The organism is Xanthomonas sp. NCPPB 1067, from assembly GCF_020783795.1.
GTDB lineage: Bacteria > Pseudomonadota > Gammaproteobacteria > Xanthomonadales > Xanthomonadaceae > Xanthomonas > Xanthomonas melonis.
On record NZ_JAJGQG010000002.1, the window covers coordinates 39,732 to 51,589 of the forward strand.

Consider the following 11,858-nt stretch of genomic DNA (forward strand, 5'->3'; position numbering starts at 1 on the left):
AGTCGCCACGGCCATTGCCGTGGCTCAGTGCGCTTGCGCCGCCGGACGACGCGCCGCGGCGCGTTCGGCCCGCTGCGCACGCTTGCGCGCGCGGCGGGCCTTCCAGCGTTCGCTCAGGCACGAGAAGATCACGTACAGCGCCGGGGTGCTGAGCAGGGTCAGGCTCTGCGAGAACACCAGCCCGCCGATCATCGCAATGCCCAACGGCCGGCGCAGTTCCGAGCCTTCGCCCAGGCCCACCGCCAGCGGCACGGCCGCCAGGATCGCCACCATCGTGGTCATCATGATCGGCCGGAAGCGCACGATCGATGCCTCGCGTGCTGCCGCCCGCGCATCCATGCCATGCACGCGCTGCGCCACCAGCGCGAAGTCGATCATCATGATGGCGTTTTTCTTGACGATGCCGATCAACAACACCAGCGCGATCATCGAGATCACCGACAGCTCGGTATTGGTGAGGAACAGCGCCAGTAGCGCGCCGACGCCAGCGGCCGGCAGCGTGGACAGGATGGTCACCGGGTGGATCAGGCTCTCGTAGAGCATGCCCAGCACGATGTAGACGGTGAGCACCGCGGCCAGCAGCAGGATGCCCATCGAGTTTGGGCTCAACTGCACGTTGAATCCGCCGCCGTCGCTGATGCGAATGCCGTCGGGCAGGCGCAAACCTTCCACCGTGGTCTTGATGATCAGATCCGCCTCGCCGGTGCTCACGCCCGGTGCGAGGTTGTAGCTCAGATCCATCGTGGTGTACTGGTTGTCGTGGGTGATCTGCGGCGGCGCCAGTCCGGGCACCTGGGTGGCGACGGCGGTGATCGGCACCATCTGCCCGGCGCGATTGGGCACGAAGATCTGGTCCAGCGCCTTGGGGGTTGCCGTCTGCGAGGGCAGTGCGTTGACCACCACGCTGTACTGGTTGAGATCGGAGTAGATGGTGGAGATGGAGCGCTGGCCGAATGCGCCGTAGAGCGCGCCGTCGATCGCGCCGACCGAGATGCCCAGGCGCGCGGCCTTGGCGCGGTCGATCACGATGTTCTGGCGCAGGCCGGAGGTATCCACGTCGGTACCCACATCGCGCAGGCGCGGATTTTTCTTCAAGGCGGCCTGGACCTTGGGCAACCACTCCTGCAGCTGGGCCAGATCGTTGCCTTGCAGCGAGACCTTGTACTGCGCGCCCTGGCTGGTACCGCCGCCGCCGTCGCTGGGCAGGTCCTGGATCGGGCGCAGGCGCAGGTCCAGGTCCGGGTAGCGGTCGGCCTTGGCGCTGAGCCGCGACACCACCTGCGCGGTGGTGTCGCGGCGGCCTTCGCTGCGTTTCTTCAGCTCGATGTTGAACGAGGCGCTGGCTCCCTGGCGGCCCGAACCCAGCCGCGCACCGACGGTCTTCACCGCCGGGTCGGCCATCAGCATATCGGTGATGCGGCGCTGGCGGCCGACCATGTCGGCGAAGGACACCGTGGCGCTGGAGTTGGCGCGCCCCCAGATCAAGCCGGTGTCCTGCGCCGGGAACGAGCCCTTCTTGACCGCGCCACCGAGGAAGACGGTGGCGACGATCAACAGCAATGGCGTCAGCGCCAGCAGCAGCGCGTGGCGCAGCGAGAAATCCAGCGCTACGGTGTATACGCGCAGCATCCGCTCGTGCATGCGGTCCAGCCAGGCGCCGAAGCGGCTGGGGCGCTGCACGTGCTCGTGCGCGGACAGGAAGCGGCTGCACAATGCCGGCGTCAGCGTCAGCGACACCAGCATGGAGACCACGATCGCCGCCACCAGGGTCACGGTGAATTCGCGGAAGAACGCGCCGACCATGCCGCTGGCGAACAGCATCGGAATGAACACCGCCACCAGCGAGGCGGTGATCGAGACGATGGTGAAGCCGATCTCGCGCGCGCCGGCCAATGCGGCGTCCAGGCGCGGCATGCCTTCGTCCAGGTGCCGCATGATGTTCTCGATCACCACGATCGCATCGTCGACCACGAATCCAATCGCGATCACCAGCGCCAGCAGGCTGAGGTTGTTGAGCGTGAAGCCCAGCACGTACATCACCAGGGCCGAACCGGCCAGCGACAGCGGTACGGTGACTGCGGCGATCAGCGTGGGCGCCAGCCGGCGCAGGAACAGCGCCATGGTCAGCACCACCATCGCCAGGGAAATCATCAGCGTGGCCTGCACCTCGTGCAGCGAGGCGCGAATGGTGGGGGTACGGTCGAAGTAGGGCGTGAGGGTGGTGCCGGGTTGCAGGTAGGCGCGCAGCTCGGGAATCTGCGCCTTGACCTGATCGACGGTCTCCACGATGTTGGCGCCGGCACGGGTGAAGGCATACATCACCACCGCGGGCTTGCCGTCGAACCAGGCCGCCTGGTAGGCGTCCTGCTGGCCGTCGTAGACGGTGGCCACATCGCCCAGCCGCACGATGCGTCCATTGGGTTGCGTGGAGATCGCCAGCTGCGCGAAATCGGCGGCCTTGGCCACCGCATCGTTGGCGATGATGGCCATGGTGGTGTTGCCGTCGGACAGAAAGCCGGTTGGCGAGGTCACATTGGCCGCGCGCACCGCGTTGCGCAGATCGTCCGGTGTCAGTCCCAGTGCATTGAGCGCGCGCAGGTCCACGTCCACGCGTACCGCCGGGGTGGAGGCGCCGGCGATGTCCACCGAGCTGATGCCGGTGATCTGCCGCAACCGCTGCGCCAGAAGCGAATCGGCCACGTTGTACAGCTCATCGGCCGATTGCGTGTCCGAGGTCAGCGCGATGGCGATGACCGGGTCGTCGTTCGGATTGGCCTTCTGGTACATCGGCGTGCCCAGGCCCGAGGGCAGGTCCGATTGCGCGGCGTTGATCGCGGTCTGCACGTCCTGCGCGGCCGAATCGATGTTGCGGTTGCTCTGGAACACCATGAACACCATGCTGCTGCTCTCCGAGCTGGAAGAGCGCATGCGATCGATGCCGGGCAACTGGCCCAGGTGCCGCTCCAGTGGCGCGGTGACGGTGGAGGCCATGGTGCTGGCATCGGCGCCGGACTGGGTGGCGTGCACGAAGATCACCGGAATCTGGATGTTCGGCAGCGCCGCCACGCCCAGGCGCAGATAGCACATCAGTCCGATCACGAACAAACCGATCGCCAGCAACGAGGTACCGATCGGGCGCTTGATGAAGGGCGCGGAGATGTTCATCGGGAAAATTCCGGGACTCGGGACCCGGGACCCGGGACCCGGACAAGCAGTAGGGCCGGGACTCGGGACCCGGGACCCGGGACTCGGACAAGCAGTAGGGCCGGGACTCGGGACCCGGGACCCGGGACTCGGACAAGCAGGAGCAAATGCAAAGGCGCCTGCGCCTGCAACCGCATGTCCACGCTGCCCGCTCCATCCCAGACCCGACGTGCTCGGCTTGCGTGCTTGGCTTCACCACGGGACCCGGGTCCCGGGTCCCGGGTCCCGACAGCGGCGCACAGATTCATACCCGCCCCTCCACATGCCGATGCGCCGCCGCACGCCCCGCACGCCGCGTGCGCCATGCTTGCAGCCGCTCGCTGGCGCGTTCCATGTACAGGTAGATCACCGGGGTGGTGTAGAGCGTGACCAGCTGCGACAGCAGCAGGCCGCCGACGATGGCGATGCCCAGCGGCCGGCGCAGTTCCGAGCCGATGCCGGTGCCCAGCGCCAGTGGCAATGCGCCCAGCATCGCGGCGGCCGTGGTCATCATGATCGGGCGGAAACGCAGCAGGCAGGCGCGCCGGATCGCATCGTGCGCGTTGGCGCCTTCGCGACGTGCCTCGATCGCGAAGTCGATCATCATGATCGCGTTCTTCTTGACGATGCCGATCAGCAGCACGATGCCGACGATGCCGTCCACCGACAGGCTGAGTCCGCACATCATCAGCGCCAGCAATGCACCCACCCCGGCCGGCGGCAAGGTGGAGATGATGGTCAACGGGTGGATGTAGCTCTCGTACAGCACGCCCAGCACGATGTAGATCACCACGATCGAGGCCAGCAGCAGCCATACGATATCGGTCTGGCTGCCGGTGAACTCGGCGGCCTTGCCGACGAATTGCGCGTGGACCTGGCTCGGGATCCTGAGCTCCTCGCGCGCCTGCTCGATCGCCTCCACCGCCTGCGACAGCGAATGCCCCGGCGCCAGGTTGAACGAGATGGTGACTGCCGGCAGCTGCTGCTGGTGGCTGACCACCAATGGCGTGTTGGTGACCTTGGCCTGCGCCAGCGACGCCAGCGGAATGATGCTGCCGGCGCCGACCACGATGCCGGTGTTCTGCGCGCCCACGCCAGTGGCGGTGGACGAGTTCGACGAGGTCACCTGGCCGAAATTGGTGGCGTTGGTGCCGGTCAGCGCGCCGCTGCCGTTGCTGGCCACCGCCAGCTGGTTCATCAGCGCGGTGCTGCTGCGGAATTCCGGCGCCACTTCCAGCACCACCCGGTACTGATTGAGTTCGGTGAAGATGGTGGAGATCTGGCGCTGGCCGAAAGCGTCGTACAGTGTGTCGTCGATGGTCTGCATCGGCACGCCGAGCATGCTGGCCTTGTCGCGGTCGATGCTCAGTTCCAGCGCACGGCCCTGGTTGGCCAGGTTGTTGTCCACGTCGGCCAGTTCGGGCAGCTTGCGCATCGCCTCGGTCATGCGCCCGGCCCAGGTGGCCAGTTCGTCGCTGTCCACGTCCGACAGCGAGTACTGGTATTCGGTGGCGGCCACGCGGGTGTCCAGGGTGACGTCCTGTACCGGCTTGAGGAACAGCGCCACCCCCGGAATGCCGGCCACCGCGTTCTGCAGGCGTGGCAGCACCTCGTCCAGGCCATCGCGGTCGCCACGTGTCTTCAGCACGATCGACAACTGGCCCTGGTTGAGGGTGGGGTTCATGGTACCGGCGCCGATGAAGGCGGCCACGCCGGTCACCGCCGGATCCTTGCGCAGCGCTGCGGCCACCGCCTGGGTGCGCTGTTCCATCTGCGGAAACGCCACGTTCTGGTCGGCCTGCACCACGCCGGTGATCAAGCCGGTGTCCTGCTCGGGCAGCAGGCCCTTGGGGATGGCCACGTACAACAGCACGGTCAGCGCCACCGCGCCGATCGCCACGCCCAGGGTCAGCGGCTGGTGGGCAAGCACCCAATCCAGGCTGCGCTCGTACACGCCCACCGTGCGCGTCCACAGGTTGGTCCTACCGGCGGCGGCCGCGCGTTCGTGTGCGTCTTCGCCCTCGGGCAGTGCATCGGGCTTGAGCAGGTAGGCGCACATCATCGGCGTCAGCGTCAGCGACACCAGCATCGAGATCACCACCGCAATCGACAGCACCCAGGCGAACTCGTGGAACAGCCGCCCGGTGACGCCGGGCATCAGCAGCAGTGGCAGGAACACCGCCACCAGCGACACGGTCAGCGACAGCACGGTGAAGCCGATCTGCCGAGCACCGATCTCGGCCGCTTCCGGTCCGCTCTTGCCTTGTTCGATGTAGCGCACGATGTTCTCGATCATCACGATCGCATCGTCGACCACGAAGCCGGTGGCCACCACCAGCGCCATCAGCGACAGGTTGTCCAGCGACATGCCGGCGAAGGCCATCACCCCGAAGGTGCCGGCCAGCGACAACGGCACCGCCACCGAGGGAATGATGGTGGCCCACAGCCGGCGCAGGAACACGAAGATCACCGCCACCACCAGGCCGATGGTCAGCACCAGGGTGAACTTCACTTCGTGTACGGACGCGCGAATGGTTTCGGTGCGGTCGGAGAACACCTCCAGGCGCACGTCCGCCGGCAGCACTCCCTGAAGCTGCGGCAGGATGCTGCGGATCTGTTCCACCGTCTGCACGATGTTGGCGCCGGGCTGGCGGCGGATCTCCAGCAGCACTGCCGGCTTGCCGTCGGCCCAGGCGGCGAGCTGGTCGTTCTCCACGCCATCGACCACCTTGGCCACATCGGCCAGCCGCACCGGCCGGCCGTTGTTGAAGCTGATGATGGTCTCGCGGTACTGCGCCGCATCGGTGAGCTGGTCGTTGGTGCCGATGCTGTAGGACTGGGTTTTGCCGTTGAGCGAGCCCTTGGGCGCGCTGACGTTGGTCTGGGTCAGCGCGCTGCGCAGCGACTCCATGGTCAGGCCCATGTTCGACAGCTGCGCCGGATTGACCTGGATGCGCACTGCCGGACGCACGTTGCCGGCGATCGACACCAGGCCCACACCCGGCACCTGCGACAGGCGCTGAGCCAGTATCGCATCGGCATAGCGGTTGACCTCACGCAGCGGCAAGGTATCGGAGGTGAGCTTGAGGGTGAGGATCGCCGCATCGGCCGGATTCACCCGGTTGTAGACCGGCTGGTATGGCAGCGACGAGGGCAGGGTGGCCTGGCGGATCGCGGCCTGCACGTCCTGCGAGGCGATGTCGATATCGCGATCCATCGAGAACTGCAGAATGATGGTGGACAGGCCCGCCGACGAATCGGAGGTCATCATCTGCAGTCCGGAAATCTGTCCGAACTGGCGTTCCAGCGGCGTGGTCACCAGCGAGGCCATGGTGGTCGCGTTGGCGCCGGGGTATTGGGTGGTCACGACCAGGCTGGGCGCATCGATTTCCGGCAGCGCCGACACCGGCAGTTGCCGGTAGCCCAGGATGCCCAGCAGCAGAACGCCCGCCATCAACAGCGAGGTGGCGATGGGGCGGCGGATGAAGATGGTCGAAAAGCCCACGGAGGAGTCCTTGCTGAAGACGTCGATCGATGCCGGCGCACGGCGCGCCGACGCGCACCGCCGACGGGAGGTCCCGCCGGCGGTGGTCAGGCGTTAGCGCGGACCGCCACCACGACGGCTGCCGCCGCCACGGCTCTGCTTGTCCTGTGCGGCCTTGAGCTCGGCCTCGGTCGGCTCCGGTGGCGTTTCGCCCGGCTTGAGCGCGCTGACCTTGCTGCCCGGCTTGAGCCGGAACTGGCCTTCGGTGACCACGCGCTCGCCGGGCTTGAGGCCCTTGGTGACCTGTACATGGCTGTCGTCCACTTCCACGCCCTGCACCACGGTACGCATCTGTGCGGTGTTGTCGTTTCCGACCACGTAGACATAATCGCCATCGGGGCCGCGCTGCACGGCCTGGGTCGGCACCACGGTGCCGCCGGTGATGGTGCGCAACTGCAGCCGCACATTGACGAACTGGCCCGGCCACAAGGCGTTGTCGGTGTTGTCGAAGATCGCACGCGCACCGAAGGTGCCGCTGTCGGCGGCGATGCGGTTGTCGATCACCTCCAGCCTGCCGTCGCCGCTGATCATGCGCGCATCGCCGCGATCCAGCGCCGCCACGCCCAGCGGCGCCGCCGCCTGTCCGCTGCGCACTGCCTGCAGGTCGCGTTCGGGCAGGTTGAAGGACACATAGATCGGGCGGATCTGGGTCAGCGTCACGATGGTCGAGGTGGTGCTGACGATATTGCCCACGTCCACGCCGCGGATGCCGGCAATGCCGTCGATCGGCGCGGTCACCCGGGTGAACTGCAGTTGCACCTGTGCCGAGCGCATCTGCGCATCGTTGGCGGCTACCGCTGCCTCGTACTGCGCCACCTGGTTGCGCTGGGTGTCCAGATCGGTCCGTGAGACGTACTGCTTGTAAGCCGGATCGTTGGAGCGCTGATAGTTCACCCGGGCGGTCGCCAGCAGCGCCTGATTCTGTCGTTTGGCCGCCAACGCCTGGTCGTAGCTGGCCTGCAGCGTGCGCGCGTCGATCTGCGCGAGCAGATCGCCCTTTTTCACTTCCTGGCCTTCCTTGAAGTTCAGGCTGATCAGCTGGCCGCCCACCTGCGGATTCACCGTGACCGTATTGAGCGCGGTCACCGTGCCCAGCGCACTGGCGTACACCGGCACATCCTGGGTGGTGGCGGCCACGACCGTGACCGGCACCGGGCCGCTGTTCTCGGTGCCGTTGCCATCCGGCGCGCCTGCCGGCTTGCCACGGCTGCCCCCACCCATCATCCGCATTGCGACGAATACAAGCACGAGCACTGCGACGACCAGCAGTGCGATCTTCCAGAAACGCGACATTGCGACAACTCCTGAGGGCGGGCCGGGCGCCTGGGGCGACCGTGGGGACGGCGTTGCGAAGCATATCGTCGCGCCTGCGCAATTGAGCGTTACTGAAGTAACGCCCCGCACGGCGCGGCGCGCTTGGCGTTCACGTGCGCGTGGGGCGACAACGCGCCAGCACCGCGTCGGTTGACCGCCGTGCTGAATCGGGGTGCACCGCCGCATGCCCTGGCATACGCCCGACCGCCGCAGGGGTTGCCAGCCCCGCCACCGCGGCTTATCCGGGCAGGCAGTGGCGGCACACAGGCGCGCGAGCCCACGCACCTTGCACCTGTGCACGCGGTCCGGCCGATACCAGGCAGGAGCCGTGACCTGCCGCCCAGCGTTTGCGGCGCAGGCCGATCTTCCGCTGTGCCACGCGCCATCGCGGCGCGGGTGGACTACAGTGAAGACCGTTCATGAGAGGACTACCGATGCGCCACACCTGCCTGCTGTCCAGCGCGCTGCTGCTCGCCCTGCCCATGCTTGCCGCCGCGCAGGGGGCGCCGCGGCCCGAGGTCGCCGCCGCTGCCACCACCCTCCAGCCCAAGGTGGTGCAGTGGCGACGCGACTTCCACCAGCATCCGGAGCTGTCCAACCGCGAGGAGCGCACCGCCGCCACCGTGGCCGCGCAGCTGCGCAAGCTCGGCCTCAAGCCGCGTACCGGCATCGCCCATCACGGCGTGGTGGCCATCATCAAGGGCGGCAAGCCGGGGCCGAAGATCGCCCTGCGCGCGGACATGGACGCGCTGCCGGTGAAGGAGCAGACCGGGCTGCCGTTTGCGTCCAAGGCTACCGCCGAGTACCGCGGCGAGCAGGTCGGGGTGATGCATGCCTGTGGTCACGACGCCCACACCGCCATCCTGCTCGGCGTGGCCGAGGCGCTGGTGGGCATGCGCGAACAGCTGCCGGGCGAGGTGATGCTGATCTTCCAGCCCTCCGAGGAAGGCGCACCCGGCAACGAAGAAGGTGGCGCGTCCTTGATGCTCAAGGAAGGGCTGTTCGCCGACTTCAAACCACAGGCGGTGTTCGGCCTGCATGTGTTCTCCAGCGTGCAGGCCGGCAAGATCGCGGTGCGCGGTGGCCCCCTGATGGCGGCTTCGGACCGCTTCGCGATCAAGATGATCGGTCGCCAGACGCATGGCTCGGCGCCGTGGAACGGCATCGACCCCATCGTGGCCAGCGCCGACATGATCGGTGCCGCGCAGACGGTGATCAGCCGCCGCGCCAACCTGTCCAAGCAGCCGGCCGTGCTCAGTTTCGGCGCGATCAAGGGTGGTATCCGCTACAACATCATTCCCGACGATGTCGAGATGGTCGGCACCATCCGTACCTTCGACGAAGGCATGCGCCAGCAGATCTTCGCCGACCTCAAGAACGTGGCCGAACACACGGCCGCCGCGCACGGGGCCAAGGTGCAGGCGCAGGTGCCGGATCAACCCGGAAACCCGGCCACCGTCAACGATCCCGCACTGACCGCCAGGATGCTGCCCAGCCTACAGGCCGTGGTGGGTGCGGACAATGTCTACGAGCCGCCGTTGCAGATGGGCGCCGAAGACTTCTCGTTCTACGCCCAGCAGGTGCCATCGATGTTCTTCTTCGTCGGTTCCACCGCCAAGGGGATCGATCCGGCCACCGCGCCCAGCAATCACTCCCCGCAATTCCTGCTGGACGAATCGTCGCTGGATGTAGGGCTGCGCGCATTGCTGCAGGTGTCGCTGGATTACTTGCAGCAAGGGTGATTCGGGAATCGGGATCGGGGATTCGTCTGCGGCTGGGCGGATCCCGCCTTCGGTGATGGAGCGGCATGGCGGGTTTGCGAGTGGAACCCGCCATTCCATGGGGGCGTGGAGCTGCGCTGCCGTACACCGCACGGCCAGCCAGACGGCCTAAAATAGCGGCATGAATACCCCAGCAGATTCCACCCTCGGTCGTGAGGTCGCTTACCCGAGCGGCTACGATCCCTCGCTCCTGTTTCCGATCCCGCGTGCGGCCGGGCGCGACGCCATCGGTCTGGCCAGCGCGCTGCCGTTCATCGGGCGTGACCGTTGGCACGCCTACGAGCTGAGCTGGCTCGATGCGCAGGGCAAGCCGTGCGTGGCCACCGCCACCTTGCATGTGCCCTGCGATTCGCCCTCGCTGATCGAATCAAAGTCGCTCAAGCTATATTTGAATTCGCTCAACGCGACCCGTTTCAACAGCGCCGAAGCGGTGCGCACGCGCATCGCCACCGACCTGTCCACCCGCGCCGGTGCCGATGTGACGGTGGAATTCGGTCTGCCGCCGATCGACACTGTGGGCGAGGGCGAGTCCATCGACGCACTGGATGTCAGCATCGACGATTACGGCCCGCCCAACGCCGGGTACCTGCGTGCCCATGCGCAGGACGTCGTGGAACAGGTGCTGACCTCGGCATTGCTCAAATCCAACTGTCCGGTCACCGGCCAACCGGACTGGGCCAGCGTCACGCTGCGCTACCGCGGCGCGCCGATCGACCGCGAAGGCCTGCTGCGCTATCTGGTGAGTTTCCGCGACCATGCCGAATTCCACGAGCAATGCGTGGAGCGCATCTTCAACGATGTGATGCAGCGGTGTGCGCCCGAATGGCTGGTGGTGGAGGCGCGTTATACGCGGCGCGGTGGACTGGATATCAATCCACTCCGTAGCTCGCCCACTGTCCCGATTCCGCTTTCGATCTTCCGCGATTTGCGCCAGTAATCGCTGCCTTGCGTGATCGCGCCGGCTTCACGGCGGCGCGATCCATGCTTAACGGCGCCCCGCGCACCCTGCTGGCATCGCATGCCGAGGGACTGCCGCAATGAGTGCCGACAAGAAAGCCGATTTTTCCAATGTGACGTCCTCCGTCGAAAGTACCGGCGATGTCGCGCCTGCGGCCGATTTCTCCAACGTACGTTCCAGCGTTCAGAGCACGGCGCAGTTGGCGGGCGAAACGGTGACCGTGCAGACCGGCGACAGCCTGTCCAAGATTGCCAAGCGTCATCTCGGCGATGGTGCGTTATGGCCGCGTATCTTCGAGGCCAACCGCGACACCCTGCAGGATCCGGACAAGCTCTTTCCGGGCCAGGTGCTGCATCTGCCGCCCAAGGCGTAATCGAGCGACGGTTCGCTCCGTGCATGCAACGCGCCGCGCATCGATGCCCGGCGTCATCATTCGACTTACTCGTCCTATCGGAGATCGATTCATGCGTACTCAATCCGTTTCCAGCACCCTCGTTCTTGCCCTGGCCGGCGTCCTGGCACTGTCGGGTTGCCGCAAGGAGGCCAATGACGATTCCAACGTGGCCAAGGATCCGACCTCTGGCGCGGCCACCGATGCCATGCCGGGCCCGGCAGCCACGCCGCCGGCCAGCGACCAGGCTGCACAAAGCACCGCGACCGGCGCGGCCAGTACCGATGGCGCGGCCATGACCGGCAGCGGAGTCACCGTCTCCAGCGTCGCAGTCGGCACGGTTGCCGCAGCCGACAAGACGGTAACGCCATCGGCCAGCGTCGGCAGCAAGGACACCATCATCGTCTCGGTCAAGACCGAAGGCACTGCGAGCAATGTGCCGGTGACGGCCAAGCTCACATATCAGGATGGACAGGTGGCAGGCGAGCAGAACGCGACGCTGACCACCACGGGCGCAGAGACGACCAATATGAGCTTCAACAAACCCGATGGCTGGCCAGCCGGCACCTACACCGCGCAAGTCATGGTCGACGGCAAGCCCGCAGGCACGCCGCAGACCATTACGGTCAAGTAGCAGACCATCACGGCCAAGTCGGTGTGTGCGGCATACGCGTAGGTCGGTGCCGC

General features: G+C 66.7%; 7 protein-coding genes. 4 read left to right on the top strand and 3 right to left on the bottom strand.

Annotated elements, in window-relative coordinates:
• Positions 1-24: 24 nt before the first annotated feature.
• The 3 genes from LL962_RS01905 to LL962_RS01915 all read right to left on the bottom strand — a co-directional run bounded on the left by LL962_RS01905 (position 25) and on the right by LL962_RS01915 (position 8,020).
• Positions 25-3,165 carry an efflux RND transporter permease subunit gene (locus LL962_RS01905; RefSeq protein ID WP_228315698.1) on the bottom strand — a complete coding sequence of 1,047 codons (3,141 nt, stop codon included), beginning with the start codon at positions 3,163-3,165 and terminating at the stop codon, positions 25-27.
• Positions 3,166-3,448: 283 nt separating this feature from the next.
• Entirely contained in the window at positions 3,449-6,688 is a 3,240-nt protein-coding gene (locus LL962_RS01910) for an efflux RND transporter permease subunit (protein WP_228315699.1), read from the bottom strand.
• 93 nt (positions 6,689-6,781) lie between these two features.
• Positions 6,782-8,020 carry an efflux RND transporter periplasmic adaptor subunit gene (locus LL962_RS01915; protein ID WP_228315700.1) on the bottom strand — a complete coding sequence of 413 codons (1,239 nt, stop codon included), beginning with the start codon at positions 8,018-8,020 and terminating at the stop codon, positions 6,782-6,784.
• 455 nt (positions 8,021-8,475) lie between these two features.
• On the opposite strand from LL962_RS01915, the gene LL962_RS01920 reads away from it, so the two are divergent.
• From LL962_RS01920 to LL962_RS01935, 4 genes are all read left to right on the top strand, one after another.
• Positions 8,476-9,783 carry a M20 family metallopeptidase gene (locus LL962_RS01920; protein WP_228315701.1) on the top strand — a complete coding sequence of 436 codons (1,308 nt, stop codon included), beginning with the start codon at positions 8,476-8,478 and terminating at the stop codon, positions 9,781-9,783.
• A 160-nt stretch (positions 9,784-9,943) separates the two neighbouring features.
• Complete coding sequence (gene queF / locus LL962_RS01925; protein ID WP_228315702.1) at positions 9,944-10,759, top strand: NADPH-dependent 7-cyano-7-deazaguanine reductase QueF; 816 nt, start codon at positions 9,944-9,946, stop codon at positions 10,757-10,759.
• 100 nt (positions 10,760-10,859) lie between these two features.
• Positions 10,860-11,153, top strand: a complete 294-nt coding sequence (locus tag LL962_RS01930) for a LysM peptidoglycan-binding domain-containing protein (RefSeq protein WP_228315703.1) — start codon at positions 10,860-10,862, stop codon at positions 11,151-11,153.
• Between the two features lie 91 nt (positions 11,154-11,244).
• Positions 11,245-11,805 (top strand): hypothetical protein, encoded by a 561-nt coding sequence (locus tag LL962_RS01935; RefSeq protein ID WP_228315704.1) that lies wholly within the window; start codon positions 11,245-11,247, stop codon positions 11,803-11,805.
• Positions 11,806-11,858: the final 53 nt, after the last annotated feature.

Excerpts from the sequence above, each read along its gene's own strand:
- LL962_RS01905 (WP_228315698.1), bottom strand. The coding sequence starts at position 3,165 with ATGAACATCTCCGCGCCCTTCATCAAGCGCCCGATCGGTACCTCGTTG.
- LL962_RS01915 (WP_228315700.1), bottom strand. The coding sequence starts at position 8,020 with ATGTCGCGTTTCTGGAAGATCGCACTGCTGGTCGTCGCAGTGCTCGTG.
- LL962_RS01920 (WP_228315701.1), top strand. The coding sequence starts at position 8,476 with ATGCGCCACACCTGCCTGCTGTCCAGCGCGCTGCTGCTCGCCCTGCCC.
- queF (WP_228315702.1), top strand. The coding sequence starts at position 9,944 with ATGAATACCCCAGCAGATTCCACCCTCGGTCGTGAGGTCGCTTACCCG.
- LL962_RS01930 (WP_228315703.1), top strand. The coding sequence starts at position 10,860 with ATGAGTGCCGACAAGAAAGCCGATTTTTCCAATGTGACGTCCTCCGTC.
- LL962_RS01935 (WP_228315704.1), top strand. The coding sequence starts at position 11,245 with ATGCGTACTCAATCCGTTTCCAGCACCCTCGTTCTTGCCCTGGCCGGC.